Source organism: Paenibacillus sp. FSL K6-1318, assembly GCF_037976905.1.
Taxonomy (GTDB): domain Bacteria; phylum Bacillota; class Bacilli; order Paenibacillales; family Paenibacillaceae; genus Paenibacillus; species Paenibacillus amylolyticus_A.
Genome location: NZ_CP150270.1, coordinates 2,151,375 through 2,170,310 on the forward strand (window position 1 = coordinate 2,151,375; position 18,936 = coordinate 2,170,310).

Annotated in this window: 21 protein-coding genes, 1 tRNA gene and 1 pseudogene; 18 read left to right on the forward strand and 5 right to left on the reverse strand. The window is 46.2% G+C overall.

Annotation, left to right across the window (positions count from 1 at the left end; genetic code table 11):
* Positions 1-86 precede the first annotated feature (86 nt).
* From NYE45_RS09620 to NYE45_RS09645, 6 genes are all read left to right on the forward strand, one after another.
* Positions 87-2,690 (forward strand): tetratricopeptide repeat protein, encoded by a 2,604-nt coding sequence (locus tag NYE45_RS09620; RefSeq protein ID WP_340016503.1) that lies wholly within the window; start codon positions 87-89, stop codon positions 2,688-2,690.
* A complete protein-coding gene (locus NYE45_RS09625; RefSeq protein ID WP_340016504.1) occupies positions 2,674-3,357 on the forward strand; it encodes a DUF1266 domain-containing protein in 684 nt (227 codons plus the stop codon). Before NYE45_RS09620 ends, NYE45_RS09625 begins: the two co-directional genes overlap by 17 nt.
* A 4-nt stretch (positions 3,358-3,361) precedes the next feature.
* Complete coding sequence (locus NYE45_RS09630; protein ID WP_062833595.1) at positions 3,362-4,264, forward strand: LysR family transcriptional regulator; 903 nt, start codon at positions 3,362-3,364, stop codon at positions 4,262-4,264.
* Positions 4,265-4,425: 161 nt separating this feature from the next.
* Positions 4,426-5,163, forward strand: a complete 738-nt coding sequence (locus NYE45_RS09635; RefSeq protein WP_340016505.1) for a fused MFS/spermidine synthase — start codon at positions 4,426-4,428, stop codon at positions 5,161-5,163.
* Between the two features lie 166 nt (positions 5,164-5,329).
* A complete protein-coding gene (locus NYE45_RS09640) occupies positions 5,330-6,154 on the forward strand; it encodes a cache domain-containing protein (RefSeq protein ID WP_340016506.1) in 825 nt (274 codons plus the stop codon).
* Positions 6,155-6,174: 20 nt separating this feature from the next.
* On the forward strand, positions 6,175-6,945 hold the full coding sequence (locus tag NYE45_RS09645; protein ID WP_340016507.1) for a GGDEF domain-containing protein: 771 nt from the start codon (positions 6,175-6,177) through the stop codon (positions 6,943-6,945).
* Between the two features lie 46 nt (positions 6,946-6,991).
* On the opposite strand, the gene NYE45_RS09650 is transcribed toward NYE45_RS09645, so the two are convergent.
* The 3 genes from NYE45_RS09650 to NYE45_RS09660 all read right to left on the reverse strand — a co-directional run bounded on the left by NYE45_RS09650 (position 6,992) and on the right by NYE45_RS09660 (position 9,003).
* The gene (locus NYE45_RS09650; protein WP_340016508.1) at positions 6,992-7,354 is read right to left on the reverse strand and encodes a helix-turn-helix domain-containing protein; all 363 of its coding nucleotides are present in this window, start codon (positions 7,352-7,354) and stop codon (positions 6,992-6,994) included.
* Between the two features lie 211 nt (positions 7,355-7,565).
* On the reverse strand, positions 7,566-7,961 hold the full coding sequence (locus NYE45_RS09655) for a DoxX family protein (RefSeq protein ID WP_340016509.1): 396 nt from the start codon (positions 7,959-7,961) through the stop codon (positions 7,566-7,568).
* 49 nt (positions 7,962-8,010) lie between these two features.
* Complete coding sequence (locus NYE45_RS09660; protein ID WP_340016510.1) at positions 8,011-9,003, reverse strand: Gfo/Idh/MocA family oxidoreductase; 993 nt, start codon at positions 9,001-9,003, stop codon at positions 8,011-8,013.
* A 222-nt stretch (positions 9,004-9,225) separates the two neighbouring features.
* On the opposite strand from NYE45_RS09660, the gene NYE45_RS09665 reads away from it, so the two are divergent.
* Positions 9,226-9,310, forward strand: a tRNA-Leu gene (locus NYE45_RS09665).
* Positions 9,311-9,408: 98 nt separating this feature from the next.
* On the opposite strand, the gene NYE45_RS09670 is transcribed toward NYE45_RS09665, so the two are convergent.
* Entirely contained in the window at positions 9,409-9,600 is a 192-nt protein-coding gene (locus NYE45_RS09670) for a hypothetical protein (protein WP_340016511.1), read from the reverse strand.
* A 158-nt stretch (positions 9,601-9,758) separates the two neighbouring features.
* Here NYE45_RS09670 and NYE45_RS09675 point away from each other — a divergent pair, with 158 nt between their 5' ends.
* A complete protein-coding gene (locus NYE45_RS09675; RefSeq protein WP_340016512.1) occupies positions 9,759-10,907 on the forward strand; it encodes a sn-glycerol-1-phosphate dehydrogenase in 1,149 nt (382 codons plus the stop codon).
* 226 nt (positions 10,908-11,133) lie between these two features.
* Here the strand turns inward: NYE45_RS09675 and NYE45_RS09680 are convergent, their stop codons facing one another.
* Positions 11,134-11,730, reverse strand: coding sequence for a helix-turn-helix transcriptional regulator (locus NYE45_RS09680; protein ID WP_017689431.1), 597 nt, complete (start codon positions 11,728-11,730; stop codon positions 11,134-11,136).
* A gap of 448 nt (positions 11,731-12,178) precedes the next feature.
* On the opposite strand from NYE45_RS09680, the pseudogene NYE45_RS09685 reads away from it, so the two are divergent.
* The 10 genes and pseudogenes from NYE45_RS09685 to NYE45_RS09730 form a co-directional block, all read left to right on the forward strand.
* A pseudogene (locus tag NYE45_RS09685) lies at positions 12,179-12,562 on the forward strand (phage holin family protein); the annotation flags it as partial.
* Positions 12,563-12,847: 285 nt separating this feature from the next.
* Positions 12,848-13,135: a Dabb family protein gene (locus NYE45_RS09690; RefSeq protein ID WP_062833603.1), complete on the forward strand. Its 288-nt coding sequence runs from the start codon at positions 12,848-12,850 to the stop codon at positions 13,133-13,135.
* A 173-nt stretch (positions 13,136-13,308) separates the two neighbouring features.
* A complete protein-coding gene (locus NYE45_RS09695) occupies positions 13,309-13,770 on the forward strand; it encodes a HepT-like ribonuclease domain-containing protein (RefSeq protein WP_340016513.1) in 462 nt (153 codons plus the stop codon).
* Positions 13,771-13,780: 10 nt separating this feature from the next.
* Positions 13,781-14,695 carry a DUF4261 domain-containing protein gene (locus tag NYE45_RS09700; RefSeq protein ID WP_062833605.1) on the forward strand — a complete coding sequence of 305 codons (915 nt, stop codon included), beginning with the start codon at positions 13,781-13,783 and terminating at the stop codon, positions 14,693-14,695.
* 188 nt (positions 14,696-14,883) lie between these two features.
* Positions 14,884-15,261 (forward strand): YtxH domain-containing protein, encoded by a 378-nt coding sequence (locus NYE45_RS09705; protein ID WP_082762714.1) that lies wholly within the window; start codon positions 14,884-14,886, stop codon positions 15,259-15,261.
* A 220-nt stretch (positions 15,262-15,481) separates the two neighbouring features.
* A complete protein-coding gene (gene racE / locus NYE45_RS09710) occupies positions 15,482-16,291 on the forward strand; it encodes a glutamate racemase (RefSeq protein WP_062835969.1) in 810 nt (269 codons plus the stop codon).
* A gap of 229 nt (positions 16,292-16,520) precedes the next feature.
* The gene (locus NYE45_RS09715; protein ID WP_340016514.1) at positions 16,521-17,729 is read left to right on the forward strand and encodes a M14 family metallopeptidase; all 1,209 of its coding nucleotides are present in this window, start codon (positions 16,521-16,523) and stop codon (positions 17,727-17,729) included.
* 198 nt (positions 17,730-17,927) lie between these two features.
* Positions 17,928-18,185 carry a hypothetical protein gene (locus NYE45_RS09720; protein ID WP_017689423.1) on the forward strand — a complete coding sequence of 86 codons (258 nt, stop codon included), beginning with the start codon at positions 17,928-17,930 and terminating at the stop codon, positions 18,183-18,185.
* A gap of 142 nt (positions 18,186-18,327) precedes the next feature.
* Positions 18,328-18,630 (forward strand): heme biosynthesis protein HemY, encoded by a 303-nt coding sequence (locus tag NYE45_RS09725; RefSeq protein ID WP_036609727.1) that lies wholly within the window; start codon positions 18,328-18,330, stop codon positions 18,628-18,630.
* Positions 18,631-18,651: 21 nt separating this feature from the next.
* Positions 18,652-18,873, forward strand: a complete 222-nt coding sequence (locus NYE45_RS09730; RefSeq protein ID WP_017689421.1) for a DUF1450 domain-containing protein — start codon at positions 18,652-18,654, stop codon at positions 18,871-18,873.
* The last annotated feature ends 63 nt before the right edge of the window (positions 18,874-18,936 follow it).

Below are 18,936 nucleotides of genomic sequence, written 5' to 3' on the forward strand. Positions count from 1 at the left end.
ATTAATGATCAAGATTACATTTTTTTTGATAGCAACTAAAGCTGTAGATTGAGAAGAATTCAAGATAAGAGAGGAACGACGACATCATGGACTACTGGGGAATACTTGGTATTGAACCGACCGAAGATATGAATGTGATTAAAAGGGCGTATGCCTCGCGGTTAAAACACAATCATCCGGAAGAACATCCTGAAGCTTTCAAGGAACTTAGAGCAGCTTATGAGCAAGCTAGAAAAATAGCCTCAACAGGTGAGGATCAACCGATGAAGAATGAGTCTGACGATGATCGTACAGACTTTTTCACGGAAGATAAACAGGATTTAGCTCAAGGTATACATATCGAAGACTTACATATATATCCTCCAAAACAGGAAGATCCGCTACGTAAAGCTGTAAACCATTTTCTGGAGAGAGCGATTAGCCTGTATGAGGATTTTGACTCACGCATTCGTTACGATCAATGGGTGAACCTTGTGGAGGATGAGCAATTCTGGAGCATTCAGATTCGGGAAAGACTACACATCGAATTGTTAGATGTTCTGGCAGAACGAAGCTGGCTCCCTGGTTTGGTATGGAAATTACTAGATGATACGTTTGGCTGGATGGACAATGAACTGGAGTTAAGCGAGCGATTTTCTTCATCGTTTCTAAGTCACATTCGTTATCAAAGTCAAAGTCTATATGATTTGCATCTTGAATTTTTACACCAAGCGGCAACAGATGGTTTGGAGATCGACGAATATTTATATATTCGTGAATTTGCAAGACGTGCACTCATTCATCAAGACTTGGACACAGCGCACGAGATGTTGGGCAAAGCTTACGAGCTGTATGAAAAAGACCCTGTGTTACTGCGCTTGATTGCGGTATATTCGATGAACGTTGAGGATTGGGAAACCGCGCTCCATATGTACTCTCGGCTTGCGGTTATACTACCGAATGAGCCTCAAATCCTCCGTAACTTGGCAGACATGTTACTGAAATGTGGACACACGGATGAAGCCCTATCCATAAATATGCAGTTGTCGGATGCAACTGAACCAGCAATCTATTGTCCTGCTTTATCATCTGCAGCGCAATGTCTGATCCTGTTGGGTAGAAAGAATGAAGTCATAGTCTTATATAAGGCAGCGTTAGAACGATTCCCAGCGGACTTGGAACTACGAACTCGTCTATGGCATGTAAGAAATGAATATGAGCAAGAACGCATTACGATTTTGGAAGAAGAGATTCAAAATAACAGTCATCCTCGAATGGAACAAATCGAGGAACTGATTGAGCTTTACCGTATAAGGAAACGATCAGACAAAGTATTATCCATGATTGAAGGATTTGGATTAGAGGTGCTGTTAAGCAGTAATGCGTGGTTCTCGGCTGCTCAAATTGCATACGATGTTGATCAAAAACTTGCTTTACAGTACCTTGATCAGTCTGTCGCAATGGCTGCAGAAGAAGCCTTTGTTCATCAAGAGGCGATATACTTACGCACGAAGGTCAATTATAATCTCGATCATTATGAGGCAGTAATATCAGACGGTCTTATTCTGAAAGAATATATGGCAGAAGAGCCTGGAGTCTACTTTTATCTCGGTGAATCCTATCGAATGCTTGAAGAATATGAACAGGCTATTGAGAACTATTTGCAGGCAAAAACATTAAATGGTGGTGCAGGCTACGAATTTGGATTAGCTTTTAGTTACTATCAATTAGAACAGTATGATAAGGCTATAACGTGCTTTGAGACTTATATGAATGAAGGTAATGAAAGTGCTGATCTCTATTACTACCTTGGCATCTCGTATATGAACGTGGACAGATTCAAAGATGCCGCTCAGTGTTTCCAAGCTTCTTTGCGCATCGAGAGTTATCCGAGCACACTGTATTATCTATTCACAGTCTACAGAAGACAATGTGAGTTTGATCTTGCGCTGACTGTAATTGATCAATATTTGGAAACTGGAGACACTTCGTATCGGGGAGAGGCTCTTGGCGCAGCAGCGGATATTCATTTTTATAGAAAGCAATGGAGCATTGCCCATGATTTCTTGCTGACATTTTATCATGACATACCAGAGAGTCTCTATCTTCAAAAAATGATTGCTGTCTGCCTGCTTGCGGATCGTAAGTTTGAGGAGGCAGCAAAATGGATTCTGAAGATTCAGGATCACGAGCCTAATAATCCATGGACGCTTTTACAGATGATTCGCATCTTTGCCGAACTCAAGCAGTGGGATGAGCTGGACAGCGCTATGGTGCATTATTATAAAACGGTAGAACCTGCCAAAATTGATGGTTACAGCTATTATTATGGGGGCTTACATCTTTATCAAGCACGTAAATATGATGTCGCTCGCAAAATGTTGACCCGAGCTTACGAGTTTGGTTTGCGGGGGGATACATGTAGTTTACTGAGTTTATCCTATATGCATCTTGGTCAAGGAGAGCCAGCGCTTGTTTATGCCAGAGAGGCTGTGGCAGACCGACCCAATCATCCGGATTACCTTGCACGTCTGCAGGATTTGGAAGAGCGTCTGAGTCAACGGGGGGCCTGGTTCAATAAGCTGAAGTTCAATATATTCCAGATGGGGTTGAAACAAACGGTACCACTTCAATTCCCTGATCTTTTGAATGATGAAGAGCTCAGACCGTATTATAACGTGGAGGTATACAACGATGCATTCTTTGCTTGATGCAAGACAGCAGTGGACACTGGCGGCGGGAGCTATTTTACTTGAGGCAAATGCTTTGGAATTCGCCACAGGGTATGATATTAAACAATTGGATGGGAAAAGGGAAGGCATCATTGAGATGTTTGGTCGGGCATGGAGTATTCGGGACGAGCAGTCATTCCATCAGCAAATGGAAAGTTTTCGAGAAGGAAGTGGACACCATGATAAATTTGATCAACGCAGGGCGCTATTGTCTGTAATGACTCATCAGGAGCAAGAAAACTACATCCTTGGTCTGGAGGATGAGAAGCTCAGAACTCAATTAAGGATAATCCAGCTCTATGACAGTCGCCTGAATGCGGCAAGCATCAGTGCCTGGGATTGGGGAAGGGCCATATCAATTACACGGATGGCGATGCAGGTCGGTTATGTAGATGAGGAGACAGCTTGGACGTTTATGTATGAGATGGCCCAGCGAATTCAAAAAGCATATTCAAGTTGGACAGAATATGGACTTGCCTACCTCATAGGACGTCAGTATGGATTTGAAGAATTGGAAACGGGATTAGCCCTTGAGCACTTTTCGCTTGTGGAGCATTTATTCGAACGGGCAGACAGTCCATGGAACCTGCTACCGTGGGAAGAAGCAACCATAGGTCTGTCTGTTGGGCCAGAAAGAGAGGGATAAAACCTTGACCCTACAACAATTAAAATATGTAATTGAAGTTGCCACGCGTGGCTCGATGAATGAAGCGGCCAAACGGCTATTTATATCGCAACCCAGCCTGTCGAATGCCATTCGGGATTTGGAGCAGGAGTTGCGCATTACCATTTTTGAACGTACCAATAAGGGCATATCGCTGTCCAAAGAAGGCGTCGAGTTTCTGAGTTATGCACGTCAGGTGGTGGAGCAAGCTGAACTGCTGGAAAACCGGTATCTGAACGCCAAGCCATCGCCGCAGCATTTCTCCGTATCGACGCAGCACTATGCATTTGCGGTGAATGCCTTTGTTCGTCTGGTACAGCAGTATGGTCAGGATGAATACGAGTTGGCACTTCGGGAGACGAAGACCTATGAGATTATCCAAGATGTGAAAAGCCTGCGTAGTGAGATCGGCATTCTGTATTTGAATGAATTCAATGCCAAGGTAATTAACAAATTGTTAAAAGATGCAGGCTTGGTCTTCACGAGCCTGTTCACAGCCAAGCCCCATATCTTTATCAGTGTGAAGAACCCGCTGGCGAAGCAGGAGTCCGTTGCGATTGAGCAACTGCAGGATTATCCGTACCTGTCCTTTGACCAGGGGGAGTACAATTCCTTTCATTTTTCCGAAGAAATTCTGAGTACGTTATCTCATCCCAAAAGCATACAGGTCAATGACCGCGCAACGTTGTTTAACCTGTTGATTGGTTTGAATGGTTATACGATCTCTACTGGAGTACTCAGCTCGGACTTGAACGGTAATGAGATTATTCCTGTTCCGCTGGAATGCGAGGAAACCATTAATGTAGGCTGGATAAGCCACAAGAGCACTTCGCTCTCCAATCTGGGCGTAGAATATGTCCAGGCACTGCATGAGGCCATAGGGTCTTAATGATGTTGAAAGGTTCGTACAAAGGCCGTTTCCGTATGATCGGAAACGGTTTTTTTTGTTCTACGATGATCACTCAAGTATAGGCTGGTATGTTGTCATCCCGTGTAATAGAATGAAGGTATCTGTCGAATAGGTGTAAGCGTACGAAGGGAGAACGGTTAGTGAGAGTTCTGTATCGAAATAAAAGTGAACAGCATGAGCTGACGGTATATGATACAAAAAGGCTTTATGGAGAGAAGGGACGGTTTCGTGTATTAGAATTCTCCAACGCAGCTGTGCAGGGTGCAATGGATCTGGATGAGCCTGCCCGAATGGTGCTGGAGTATCCCAGAGCGATGGTGCATCTAATGGAGCAGAATGATCCTGAATTTGATACCGTATTTGTGGTCGGACATGGTATTGGCACATTGCCAACCTACTTGTCTGATCGTCAGGTCAAGGTGGCTGAGCTGGACGCAGAAGTCGCAGCGTTGAGCCAAACCTTTTTTGGATATGAGGGAAGCCCTGTGCTCATTGGGGATGGTCGTGAATTATTAGGACAGGAACCTGCTGGGACATATGATTATATTATTATTGATGCCTTTACGGCAACGGGTACACCCGAGCAGTTTATATCCAGTGATTTTTTTGCGATGGTCAAGGACAAGCTGGACTCGGATGGATCTGTGATTCTGAATGTGTTCGGGCGTGCGGGCAACGATCGGCTTGTCAATGCGATCTATACTACACTTCAGGGACAGTTTGCCTATACACGTGCATTCGCATTACCCTCTGAAACAGCGGATGAAGTCCAAAACCGTATTCTGATAGGCAGTCATCACCCGATCGAATTTGAAATTCGGCACATGGCAGGGTTTGTTGAACAGGAGCCGGAAGAAGGATATATCATTGTTGATTAAGGTTGAGTCTGAATAGTAATTCTGCCAGGAAAAGTAAAATGTCATTAAATCGTCAATCTTACGATGTAATTGTTAAGATTTCTCAAACTCTTTATTCGATCTTAACAACTTTCGTATAAGATAGAGGGAATATGCCTTTTCATGAAAATCCGGGGGAAGTTATAACATGATCGCAGAGAACAGAACATCCAGATTACGAAGAAAAATCAAAAATATCAAGAAGATCAGCCTTACGGCTTTGCTCGGCGGGTTGGTCACCATTTCAGTTTTAATGACGTTGACCATCATGGTTATCTCATCTTATACATCTCAGAAACAGTCACTCATTGATAACACTTTGTCGCTGAATTATGCGAGCGCAGTGCAAATGAGCCAAACGCTGGATTCGCTTTTTTATTCCATGCAGGATAGCTTGAAATATGCAGCCAAGTATTTCCCGGAGATGGACTACTCTGATACGGATCAGTTGAATTCCACCCTGGATTTGATTCGCAATAGCAGTAACTTTTTCAACTCTGTAGCTCTGGTGGATGAAACGGGAGTAGTCAGGTCCATCTCACCCTACTCACAGGCGAGTGTAGGTCAGCATGTTAGTTCCGATGCAGCAAAAGCGGCGATTAAATCGAAGGCTTCGTATATCTCCGAAGCGTACCAGACGCCAAGAACGAAGCGCCGAATTGTATTTGTCAGTGAACCGATCTTCGATTCAGCGGGAACGTACCAAGGGACGATCGGTGGAAATATTTTTTTGCAGGAAGATAATATCTTGAGTCTCTCGTTTGGGAGTCAGCTCAAGACAAGCAATGGTTCCTACTTTTTTATTGTAGATAAGAAGGGTACCTTGTTATTTCATCCGAACACGAATCGAATTGGTGAAAATGTCAGTAAGAATGAAGTAGTGCAAAAGCTGCTTCAAGACGAGACGGGGAAAGAACAATACAAGAACCTGGCAGGTGTGGATTCACTTGCGGGTTATTACAAAGTCCCCTAAAAGACTGGGGCGTCGTGATTGTGTCACCAACCCAAACGGTCTACGATCAGTTAAATCATCATATCCGTATGTTGTTGCTATACACTTCAGTGCCGTTCCTGATTCTGACGCTTATTGTAGTGCGGGTTGCACGCAAGCTGGCCAGTCCTTTTGCCATGCTGGCTGATTTGGTGAATCAGGTTGATAAGGGACAAGTGGAGCTGCCTGTGATGAAGCCTCACTGGAACAGAGAGGCAGATCTTCTCACGCGGACAGTGGTTGGCGCAATGGCGAACTTTAGGAAGCAGACGAACCAGCTGGTCTATGACGCCAGAACAGATGTCTTAACTGGCATGAACAATCGCAGAACTTTCGAAGAGGTCATCCAGGATTGGATACAGAACGAAGTTCCATTCTCCATTATTGTTCTGGATATTGACCGCTTCAAATCCATTAATGATACATTCGGGCATCATGCAGGGGATGAAGTGCTGAAACACATTGCCAATATCATTCAATTGTCTGTCCGACCAGAAGATGTCTGCGCCCGGTTTGGTGGAGAGGAATTCGTAGTCTTGTTAAGGAATTCCGAGTCTAACGTGGCTTTTGAGATTGCTGAACGTATCCGAATAACGGTCGAGGAAAGTATTTTGCCTATTGATCGTTCCGTCACCATCTCGGCTGGGATTGCTGAATATCCGAAGCACTCCACAGCAGCGACAGAATTATTTCACTTGGCAGATAATGCGTTGTATCAAGCGAAGGAAGAGGGGCGTAACCGTACGGTTACGATCCAGACGGTTATCACATAATCAAAGAAGCTGATCCCTAGGAACAAGGGACAGCTTCTTTTGTCTTTTATACCTCTTGTGAGGATCTGGCCAGAACCTCATTCGTATACGTTTCTCCCCAATCTCGCATGCTGAAGATAATCGGCCGTAGCGTTTCGCCAAATGATGTGAGGGAATACTCCACTTTAGGTGGGATCTGGGGGTATATTTCACGATGAACAATTCCGCTGCCCTCCAACTCTCGAAGCTGCAGGGTTAGCATACGCTGGGTGATCTCAGGAAACAATTTGCGGATCTCATTAAATCGCAAAGGACCGGAGAATAAGTGATACAAAATGGCACCTTTCCATTTGCCTCCGATCACACTAAGTGTAACTTCCACGGAACAGCCGTATGGCGCGGGACATGCCTTGGTTGCGTCCTTTTTCATTTTAAGTGCACCTCCATTATACGGTGAATGTCTATGGTATCCATTTGGGTGGTTATATCACATGAAGTACGTATAGTTCATGAAAGAGCATATCACTTATTATTCAGATTATAAACCCTAATCCTAGGTCAGGCAGATGCGAGTATATCAAAAAAAAGAGCCCCGGTTTCGTCTTGCGAAACATCGAGGTCCGTAGTGATAAAACGATATATTATAGCAGGGCATCGAGGGAATAAGCCCCGGCACCAGCAAGGGCAACACCGAGTAACGATCCAAGCATCACAAGGTTATATTCGAATCCTCCGTTCAGATTCCATAGTCCTTTGTCTGCGTGCACTTTGACTATGGCTACAATCATCGGAATCATGAGCAGAACGACACCAATAATCATCCATAGACCGGCTCCAAACAGGAATCCTCCGATCAATTCAGCAAGTCCGGCACACACGGCCATGGTCCTGGCAGGCTGCAGACCAATCGCCCGGAAGAATTCAGCCGTCCCTGATACACCCTCGCCACCAAACCAGCCAAACAATTTTTTGCATGCATGTCCGATCATAATAAAACCAATTACGAGACGAATGATGAGTAAGCCTGTGTCCAACATATGATTATTTCCTCTTCTCTGGATGTATAAAATGGTGAACGTATATACGTCACTTCAGTGACGATAGAATAGCGTCGCATAGCGCCATCGTCCCAATATTATCCTTGGCGCTGGAACGTGGGATAGACTGATTCTGGCAACATTCGATGAAATGAGCCATTTCGCCGACGAACCCACGCAGATAAAGGTCCCGATAAGCTCCAGACATGGGGGAGCCAGAAGGGGTATATACAGTATCTTGCTCCTCAAGAGATTTCCAGGGAAGGCTGTCCGAGCTGCGGGATTGATGAACAGTGAGTGTGTTGATCTCTTCAGCTGACGCAAATCCGTTATCGAAGGTGACGAGTACACTTTCGCTCTCCCGTGACCATGCACTCATGCCTGTAAAGTACGCACTGCCCACGACGTCATTCTCAAATACGAGGGAAATACTCTGATTAATATACTCCCCATCCTTCACGGTTGTGCCTGTAACCCGCACGGCTTCTCCAAACAGGAACCGCATCAGATCGACCATATGAATGGCAGCAAGCTTCATGAACTGCTCCTCATCCTTGCAAAATGGAGTACTGTCCACAGCGAACTTCATCTGGAATGAACGCATCTTACCTAGCGAACCTCCATCAATGAGTTCTTTGAGCTTCATATATATCGGAGCATACCGTTTCATAAAACCGACCATGACGACGACGCCAGCTTGCTCGGCCGCTTCTGCTACAGTGGCGGCTTCCGCTGCGTTCCATCCGAGCGGCTTATCCACGTATACATTTTTGCCAGCCCGAATACATTCAAGGACAAGAGCGGTCTGGTCTACAGGCTGGGCGACCACAACAACTCCGTCACAAGGTTCCTGTTGTAACATAAGCTGAGCGTTGTCATACGCTTTTCCGTTGCTCCCAAATCGCAGCAGAGCTGCTTCAGAGCGTTCGGTACTGCGGGTGGCAATGGCCTGAATCTGCGCTCCGGCTTCAACAACAGAAGGATATATATTCGTGGATGCATGAAACCCGGCACCGATAAAGCAAAGATTGGCTGTTTTCAAAGTGGATCTCTCCTTTATTTTTTCATTCGTATGGATGGTTTTTTGTTTAATGCTACGATAGGTTGTTTGTAGTTGAGAAAAAAGGACATATGTCCTATTCGTGAATGGATAAAAAAGAAGTTGCATTTTTATTTTGGAGCATGTATACTCTGAATTACGGTAAAACAAGGAATTGCTTCACCGGAACGCTTTTCATCGATGGGATGAGGAGATACATATTATGCGGTCGTGGCGGAATTGGCAGACGCGCACGGTTCAGGTCCGTGTGGGCTAACCCCCCGTGGAGGTTCGAGTCCTCTCGACCGCATCTAACAAAAAAGGTTCGTGATTTGCTCTAGGGCAATTCACGAACCTTTTTTATTTTGTGGATCATTCGTGTGAAGCCTACATTTTGCTATCGGCATTCTAATGCTGATGTCGGCGCTGGCGCATAATGACTGCCGTGATGATCCCGGCAATGGCTCCTGCAATACCGAATAGCGTAACACTGGCAACAACTTCAAATGACTGGAGTCGAAACAAAAACGCTACACCACTGCCAAAAGTGGTTCCGGCCAGAAATCCGAGCGAAATTCCTAATTCTTTGGTTAATTTCATCGATTCACCTACTTGGAAATGTGAGATATGGATTTGCAAATATTGGGTACAGGCAGTAAAGTGTGATCAGGAAAATCATCACATTTTATTTCCTTTTTTCATTTTGTGGTTTTAACCAGGTAATTATGCATGATATCTCATATGGGAGGTAAGAGCGAATGAATATGAACGAACGAATTGCAGCGTGGAATGAGGAAGCACAGGAGTGCACTTGCGGTCATCAACACCGAGTGGTGGATATGCTGATTCATCTGGAAGCTGGGGCCATTCAGAGGTTACCAGGTTATTTGTCTGAGAGAGAATACGATCGGGTGACGGTTGTTTATGATCGACATACATTACGGGCCGCTGGATCTGATGTCCTGAGCAGTATACGGGAAGCGGGAATTCATGTAGATGAGATCGCTCTGCCGGAGAATCGTACGGGTGATATCGTTGCTGACGAAGCAGCTATTGTACAGGTCATGTTGGGTGTGAATCTGGAAAGTCAGGCTGTGATCGCCGTGGGTTCAGGTACCATCCATGACTTGGTGCGATTTGTATGTTCCAAAATGAACAAGCCATTTCTGTCCATACCGACAGCGGCTTCAGTGGATGGGTTTACCTCTGCAGGTGCGCCCTTAATTGTAAGCGGAGTCAAACAGACCTTTCAGGCTGTTCCGCCCGAGGCCATCTTTGCCGATATGAATATCCTGGAGCAAGCTCCCCAAGTCATGACGGCTGCCGGATTCGGAGACATGCTTGGCAAATATACTTCCCTTGCAGACTGGATTGTTTCTCGTGATCTGGGCGGGGAGCCGTTCTGTCCGGTCGCTTATCGGATGACAGAAGAAGCGCTGAACAGCTGTATAGACCATGTGCAAGCGATTGCTGAAGGACGAGCTGAGGGAGTAGCTGTATTAATGGATGCACTGATCGTTTCCGGCATCTCCATGCTGATCATTGACCATTCCCGTCCGGCATCCGGAGGTGAGCACCATCTGTCCCACATCTTGGAGATGGATCTGATGCAAGCGGGTGACAGACCGGTTCTGCATGGTGCCAAAGTTGGCGTAGCTTGTGCATTACTTACTGTAAAATATAAAGAACTTGCACAGACATCGGGTGAACCTGTGTTTGGAATATATGACCATTTGCCGGATGCTGCTCAGCTTATCGAATGGTTGGAACAAGTAGGTGGACCTGTGACTATTGAACAATTGGGTGTAACCCCGGAGATGGTGGAGCATGCGTTCACAATAGCGCATACCCTTCGCCCTCGTTATACCGGATTGAAATATATCAATGAAGTGTTGAACACGAGGTAAGGGTGGCTTTTCATGAAGAACGATCTTCTTGCGTTGTATAAGCTTGGCTTGTAGAGGGCTGTAATGGCTCTGGTTGGAAGCAGAAGGCAGAAAAGGGGAGATTATCTGACATTACCGACAGGAGAGCCAGGAGAGTGCTTCAGGTTCGGGAGAGAAGGGATACCGTTTATTTAAAAAGGCTCTGGCCTCCTTAAGGGAGAGCAGAGCCTTTTGGCTGTTCGCTTATTTAGTTGTTGCGACGATCTTTCAAGATGACATCTGCGAACAAAATAGTTTTCGGGATGCGGAAAAATTGCTCCGCTTGTTCCTGAAACGCAGCAGAAGGCAGCGTTCCCTGATGCAGCCATTTGCGGAAAGTGCCGGGATGAACCCCGATCCAGTGGCTGACATCTGTCACCGACAAATCATGGACCATACACAAGCCTGTCAAAATACGGTTACTAACCGGAGAACGGGTCACTGTACGCTTCATGAAGCGAGATGACTCGGGTTGACATATGACAGGGCTATTGCGGACCACTTCTTCATTGAAGAGAATATGACGCGGGTAGCCGAGTAATTGGCAAGTCTTGTCCAAATTGGTACTGCCGGGTATCCGTCCTTCGTACACCCACGCACTGACACTGCGTGAAGAGATGGAGAGGTCTTCAGCGAGCTGGGACAACTTGATATCATTGGCCATCAGCACGGCAAGAAGAACACGATTGCGGATTTGACAGCGTGTCGGTTTGCGGAATCGTTTAACACGGACGCCTTTTCCCAAGTATTTACGGTTGATCAGAGACCACGCCTGGATGGAATGTTGTTCTGGTTGATTAGGCATATTTCCTCCGATTTTTTTTAACCAAATACTACAATAAACAACGGGGTACTTTCAAGTGCCGGGTTTACCGGTTACAAATGCGTCAATGCGTCAATTCACGATAAAGAGGGAACTACGAACTAGACCATGCGCAATTCACATCCTAGTATATTCCTAGATTACAATGTTTCACTAAAAATGAGGGAACAATTTGAACAGGAATAAAAATAATATAGTCCTAATTACTCATTTATAGGTCTAAAGAACTTTTATCTGTTTTTTGTTGATATGATGCGGTTTATTTCCCTGAATTCCCCAAAAACATGTGATTTTCGTTGCCCGGTTGCAAAGAGGATGTGCACAAATCTGAAATGATAAATCCGCAAGTTCAGCATGACATGTGACCTGTCAAATCTCTTACTCTTACATATATTGTAGGGTACTCAAGTGTAAGGGAGAGGTGAGGAACGTGAATCTATCTGTGAATACCTTTGCTGCCATCTCGGGAGCATTTGTTACGTTTGCTTTTGGCGGGTGGGATCAACTGCTGAGCCTGCTCGCGGTCGCGATGGCTGTGGATTATATCACAGGTTTGGCAGCGGCGGTTAGAACGGGGACCGGATTGAATAGCAACATTGGGTTCTGGGGGATTGCTCGCAAAGGGCTCATGCTGACCGTTGTCTTGCTTGCCCACCGAATTGACCTGCTTATGGGAACCGATATTATCAAAGGTGGAGCCATTTATTTCTATCTGGTGAATGAACTGATCTCGATCACCGAGAATTATGCCAAAATCGGACTTCCATTGCCAGGAAAGCTCAGACAGGCCATTGCCGTGTTGAAGAAGCAGGAAGATCAGGAGTATCTGACAAATCGGGAATGGTCCAAACCGCAGCCGACCACGGACAGCATCAAGCCACAGTCTGAAACAGGACAAACTTCGCAGAATGAATCCACAAAACAGACGGAGGAAGGATCTCAAGAGAAATCCGAACCGAAAGGAAACGGTTCGGATTAGTTTTTCATCTCAAGAGAACGTTTCCAAGTATCCTTTCGTAATAGAGAACGTTATGATATATTTTGGATACACGAAAATTCATTCATTTCTACTATTATACTAAACGAGGTGCTTGCTCAGATGATAAAACATATTGTCCTGTTCAAAATGAAAGATCGCTCAGCAGAAAGTATTGAAGCTGCTGCCCAGGTGCTTCGCAATCTGGATGGTAAAATTGATGTTCTGATTTCACTTGAAATCGGGATTGATGTGCTCCGCTCGGAAAGATCATTCGACATTTCACTCACAGCGGAATTTGCGTCACTGGAGGATCTTCAGGCGTATCAGGTGCACCCGCTTCATCAGGAAGTAATCAAGTACATGAACGAAGTCAGAGAACAGTCGATTGCAGTGGACTACGAAATCTAATCTGTCATTCACACTACGTTGAGATAAAGGGGACTCTGCATGAGCGATTTAAGAGACGTTATGGAATTTCTATATATTTTTATTGTGTTTCTGATCGCTTGTCCTGTGATGATATTCTGGCTTAAGCGAAGAGGGAAACGTAACCGATAACTCACTGAACGGGAAGTGAACGAATGTATTATGTGAACAGAGAACAGATTGCCCGCCGGCTTGCTGCTGTACCGGAAGTGGCCGAAGGGCTTCGCCGGGTAGCTCAGGCCTGGGATGGCAGTCTCATGCTGGGGATGGTACAGGAACGTTGTCTTCACCTGGCGATTGAGATTGTTACCGATGTGGGGAGTTATCTGATTGACGGCTTCATCATGAGAGATGCGAGCAGCTATGATGATATTATTCAGATTAATTATGAAGAAAAGGTTTTTGATAATGCGACCTATGAGGTAGTGCGTCAGCTTGTCACGTTACGTAAGCCGCTGGTGCAGGATTATTACAGTTGGGAGCGGTCTGAGCTTCATCCGCTTAGCGTAGAGTTACCGGGTATACTTGAACATTTTACTACTCAGGTTAGCGACTACGTGGAAAAAGAACTTAGTCCTTTCAATGCGGCACAGCCCGAGGGACAGCGTAAGGAATGAGGGAAATCGCATGACAAATGAATCAAAAGAATTCAATGAAGTAAATACTGAAAGCAAAGATGCAAATGAAACACCTTCCGGATTCCATCCGGTATATATGGTTGAACTCTTGTTCCGGGAACGTCCGGAGGTGGATCGCCTGCGATTGCAGGAAGCGATGATTCGTCACACAGGACAAGTCAGACTGGATGTGAAGCAAGGTGGCGCAGAACAGGACCATGAAATGCTGGTTTTCTATCATCTGAACCACAAGGTATCTTTCCAGGAAGGAGATATCCCTGCACAGACCTGTATGCTTCCTGTCAACGAAATTGCAGATCGTGCACGCTTTGGCGGGGCTTTGCAGCAAGCCTGGCATTGGCCGGAGGCAGGACAAGCTGTAGAAGCTGCGCGTTACTCCATTCGGATACATGACATGTTCACAGCAGCCATGCCTCGTAAACAGCGCCTGGAGCTGTTCCAGAAGACTGTACTGGCAATCATGGAGAGCTTGACCTGTGATGCGCTGTATTGGTATGGCAGTGATAAGCTGGTTGAACCGGAAGCATATGCGCAAGCTCAGGAACGAGAGGAACATCTGTATGCGGCCATGAACGTTCGAATGTATCAGGCTGGAGGTACGGAGGAACAGCGTGAGTTGGTCATGGACACAGTAGGACTGTCTGCGCTGGGTGTACCTGATGTACAGTGTCACTTCGTCGGTCTTGATCCGGATACGGTGGCCCAGACATTACTGGGTGCAGCGTATTACATATTTGATCAGGGGGATGTTCTGCAGGATGGACAGACACTGGGTTCTTCCGGCGGACGTCGCTGGCGTTGTGAGCATCAGGCGGCACTGATTGCACCAGGACGCTATGTCGTTGATTTGCACCCTGGGGATGAGCATGCAGCGGCTGATCTGGAGCCGGCTCGCCAGACCTGAGTTTATGCGAAATGCTGAAAAATAAGGGTGCAAAGAGCACGTTCAGATTATTTTTAACATCTGGAGTGTCAAGTCAAGCCTGTGCTGCTTATAATGCATCAACAGAGTAGGCATTCGCCCGGATGGGTGAGCGACAGGCTGTTGCTTCTGATCCGGTACTTAAACGACAGTAAAGGGAGAGATGTGACGTGAAGGATTCTAACAAAAGTTTGTTGTGGGGAGCTCTGATCGGCTCCGTGGTAGGTTCAGTAACGGCATTGTTGCTGGCACCGAAATCAGGACGCGAACTTCGTCAGGATATTACAGAGGGTGCTCGTCAGGTATCGGAGAAGGGTCAGGAACTGGCTGGCAAAGTGGGAGAACAAAGTTCGCAGATCGTATCCAAGGTCAAAGAGACTGCGGATGTTGTGATTCAGGATATTCAATCCTGGCGCAACTGCGCTGAAGGAAAAGAAATTCGCATTTCGGCAGCCATTACAGAACCTAATACGGACAATGCAGCAGATGAGTCCGGAATCGACATTGTAGCGAAGCTTCCTGTGGATGAGTCCAAGGACGACAACTAAGCAAAGCTTGGGATTGCAGGCTTTCCTCGATTTAGAGGAGAGCCTGCTTTGTTGTGTGCCCATGCGGAGATGGCACAGTGCGCGGGATTTTATTTGAACCCTGCGATGAAATCGGGTAAGATGTAGGTACCTTTTTGCCAGAATGTTCATACGGTAGGAAGAAAGCTTTGGAAACAATCGTTTTGAGAACCAATTCAATGAAGAAGGAAGCGGTGTGTTCGTGCAGCAAGCAATCGCTATATTAGACTCCGGTGTGGGGGGATTGACCGTCGCCAAGGAAGTGATGCGTCAGCTCCCGCGGGAAAAGATCATTTATTTTGGGGATACTGCCCGGACACCGTACGGACCCCGTTCGTCCGAACAAGTGAAACAATTTACGGAACAAATCGTTGATTTCTTGATCCAATTCGATCCGAAGGTTATCGTTATCGCCTGTAACACAGCGACAGCAGCCGCGCTGGATTATATCCGTGCCAAGGTGAATGTGCCTGTGATCGGTGTTATACATCCGGGAGCACGGGCTGCTATAACAGCGACACGTACAGGACGCATTGGTGTGATCGGTACCGTAGGTACCATTGGCAGTGGGGCTTATACCTCGGCACTCAAGCAATTGTCCCCCTATATCGATGTGGTCAGTCAGGCTTGTCCGGCGCTGGTGCCGTTGGTGGAGCAAGGTGAATTTCGTTCCGAGCACACGACACATACGGTGGAGCAATCATTGGATGAGATCAAACAACAGCCAATAGATTGTCTTATTCTGGGTTGTACGCACTATCCTTTTCTCATGGACACCATTCAGGATGTTATGGGACAGGAAGTGAAGCTAATCAGTTCGGCAGATGAAACGGCACGGGAAATCAGTACGATTTTATATGATAAACGAAAGCTGGCCAGTGGGGATGAGACCCCGGTGCATCAATTTTTCTGCACTGGCGACCCACGCATGTTCCAGAATATCACCCGTAGATGGTTGGGAGAGCAGATCTCGAAGACCCCTGTGGTTTGGCAGGTTACGCAATTACCATAGTTATACGCAAAAGTACGCATGAATAGGACTTATAATTAATGTACATTGGCTGTACGACATCCCGGAACTGTGACGTTCCGGGATTTTTTGTCATGATTCTGCATCGACAGGCAATGAGCATGATTCATGTCACATGACGGACAACCCGGCCTGCATACATATGTTACAGACACGAAAATGGGGAGAACCGGACAGGAGAACGGTCTTTTCCTGTGGAAAGGAGAACAACATGGAGCAGCAGTGGATTATCGTTCAGCGGGGAGATACGCTGCCGAGAATTGCGTCAGCACATCATATGACGAAAGAGTTACTCGCTGCACTGAACCCGGAAGCGGCCTCTCAGCCTTACCTTCTGGCAGGTCAGATGCTGCGTATTGTCCCCGGGACAGGTCGCAGATATGCTGTACCGTCTGGAGAAAGTGTAGTGGGGACTGCAGCGCGCTTTGGTCTGGACGAAGAGATGTTGCGCCAGGCTAATCCCGAAATCGCCAATATTGCCGACTGGGTTGGGCGCTGTATTCATATTCCGGCTTCGAATGGAAAAACTATTGTAAAGATTCAGGGAGAGTACGGTTATCGAGAATTAATCAGGGATATAGACAAACTTGAGAATCAATATCCTTTTATCGAGACCGGTTCAATCGGAACAAGTGTCATGGGCAAGTCACTGCCTTATTTGCGTATCGGGCAAGGACAGAGACATATTCATGTTAACGCTTCCGTTCATGCTAATGAGTGGCTGACAACGGCAGTTCTGATGAAATTTATTGAAGAATATGCCCAGTCATATAGCACGCATAAGGCATGGCATCAATTCCAGACAGAACGCTGGATGCAAGAAACGACACTCTGGGCAGTGCCGATGGTTAATCCGGACGGGGTCGAACTGGTTCAGGAAGGTGTGGTCAACAAGCATCCACATGCACAGCAATTGTTAGCTTGGAATGCCGGCAGATCACATTTCACACATTGGAAGGCCAACATCAGAGGCGTGGATCTGAATGATCAATTTCCCGCCCATTGGGATGAAGAGGCAGCGAGAAGAGGCGTAACCTCACCTGGCCCCCGGGATTATGCAGGAACAGCTCCATTGACAGAACCGGAGGCACAGGCACTTGCGCAGTGGACGCAGCAGCACACATTCGCCGCGGTTGTCTCTCTGCATAGTCAGGGACAGGAGATTTATTGGAATTACCGTGATCTCGAACCCAGAGAGAGTGCACCGCTGTCGCGCAGACTTTCCAAAGCTTCGGGCTACAAGGCAGTGAAGCTCGGCGGCAGTGATGCCGGATACAAAGACTGGTTTATCCAAGATTTTGGTAAACCGGGCTTCACGGTGGAAGTTGGATTGGGTGTTAATCCGCTTCCCGTAGAACAGTTTGATGATATCTGTATAGAAGTCGGCATGTTGCTGGCTGAACTGTTATCCAATGGGTAATGGAGTTAGGGTTTGGTTATGAAGGTGTGAAACTTAACGGTAGATCATTCGTATAACAGGAACGGACGCTATGAGCGACGTTCCGTTTTTATTTTTTTGAAATCACATACTATGTCATTCGTTCTGAATGGTTTTTGAACGGGTAATGGTGGATGTGCCGTTTCGGCGACATATATTTATTATACGGAGGGATTCAAAATGAAGTGGAGAAGACTGCTATCGTTCAAACGATGGACACAAGTTTTCAAAAGGCTCCCCCGGCTGCTCCGGGCTCCGCAGATTCCTTTGGGAGAAAAGCTGTTGTTTATTATTCCGGCGCTGTTATACTGGGTACTTCCTGACGTCATGCCGTTTATGCCCATTGATGATATCGGGGTCACTTTGATTCTGATGAACTGGTTTGTAAGCCGGGCAGAACGTAAATATCCTGTGCTTCAGGAGGGGGCACCTTCTTAATTTGCGGCCAAATGGATCATTTTAACATTGAAATCACATCAATGTTATTGCGAAGAGCGGTAACTTTCTTTACAATAGATGCTGTAGTTTAAGAATGCTGAAATTGTTGAAACCAGCAATTACAATATAGGAGATGAAGAGAATGAACTGCAAAATTACGCGTAATGCTGCTAAAGTATTGAAGCTTGAATTGGACAAGCCGGAGAACGAAGGAAAAAAACTGCGCGTTGTCATCACCCATGCACATGGTGACCATGCTCACTACGGCCTGGATATCGACACACCAAAAGAAAATGATACGGTTGTATCTACCGATAAAGAGATTGATGTCATTCTTGCGAATGATCAGCCTTTGTTGAACGGTGTTAAAATTGATTACCTCTACTTCCCGGAAGAGGGCTTCGTTATTACGAATCCATCTCAAGGTAATCACGGCGACCACTAAGGGCGCGAAGAAGGGGAAATCATGGCTAACGATATCCGCGTATGCGAAAAGTGTAATCATGTCCGACTGAAATCGATTGTGCCCAAGTTGCAAAAAATGGCTCCAGATACGGAGATCAAGATTGGGTGCAAATCCTATTGCGGCCCTTGCGCGAAACGTGCGTTTGTCTTTATCAACGGTCGGTATATCAGTGCGCCGACAGAAGAAGAAGTGCTCGCCAAAGTCGCAAAGTTCGTGAAGTAATAGGATATAACAAGGTGAGTGAACGAAAAGTTCAAACATCCGCAAGGAGGGGCGATGTGCCTC

Bases quoted from the DNA above. Each gene is read 5' to 3' on its own strand.
- NYE45_RS09620 (WP_340016503.1), top strand. From the start codon at position 87: ATGGACTACTGGGGAATACTTGGTATTGAACCGACCGAAGATATGAAT.
- NYE45_RS09625 (WP_340016504.1), top strand. From the start codon at position 2,674: ATGCATTCTTTGCTTGATGCAAGACAGCAGTGGACACTGGCGGCGGGA.
- NYE45_RS09640 (WP_340016506.1), top strand. From the start codon at position 5,330: ATGATCGCAGAGAACAGAACATCCAGATTACGAAGAAAAATCAAAAAT.
- NYE45_RS09650 (WP_340016508.1), bottom strand. From the start codon at position 7,354: ATGAAAAAGGACGCAACCAAGGCATGTCCCGCGCCATACGGCTGTTCC.
- NYE45_RS09655 (WP_340016509.1), bottom strand. From the start codon at position 7,961: ATGTTGGACACAGGCTTACTCATCATTCGTCTCGTAATTGGTTTTATT.
- NYE45_RS09670 (WP_340016511.1), bottom strand. From the start codon at position 9,600: ATGAAATTAACCAAAGAATTAGGAATTTCGCTCGGATTTCTGGCCGGA.
- NYE45_RS09675 (WP_340016512.1), top strand. From the start codon at position 9,759: ATGAATATGAACGAACGAATTGCAGCGTGGAATGAGGAAGCACAGGAG.
- NYE45_RS09680 (WP_017689431.1), bottom strand. From the start codon at position 11,730: ATGCCTAATCAACCAGAACAACATTCCATCCAGGCGTGGTCTCTGATC.
- NYE45_RS09690 (WP_062833603.1), top strand. From the start codon at position 12,848: ATGATAAAACATATTGTCCTGTTCAAAATGAAAGATCGCTCAGCAGAA.
- NYE45_RS09695 (WP_340016513.1), top strand. From the start codon at position 13,309: ATGTATTATGTGAACAGAGAACAGATTGCCCGCCGGCTTGCTGCTGTA.
- NYE45_RS09700 (WP_062833605.1), top strand. From the start codon at position 13,781: ATGACAAATGAATCAAAAGAATTCAATGAAGTAAATACTGAAAGCAAA.
- NYE45_RS09715 (WP_340016514.1), top strand. From the start codon at position 16,521: ATGGAGCAGCAGTGGATTATCGTTCAGCGGGGAGATACGCTGCCGAGA.
- NYE45_RS09720 (WP_017689423.1), top strand. From the start codon at position 17,928: ATGAAGTGGAGAAGACTGCTATCGTTCAAACGATGGACACAAGTTTTC.
- NYE45_RS09725 (WP_036609727.1), top strand. From the start codon at position 18,328: ATGAACTGCAAAATTACGCGTAATGCTGCTAAAGTATTGAAGCTTGAA.
- NYE45_RS09730 (WP_017689421.1), top strand. From the start codon at position 18,652: ATGGCTAACGATATCCGCGTATGCGAAAAGTGTAATCATGTCCGACTG.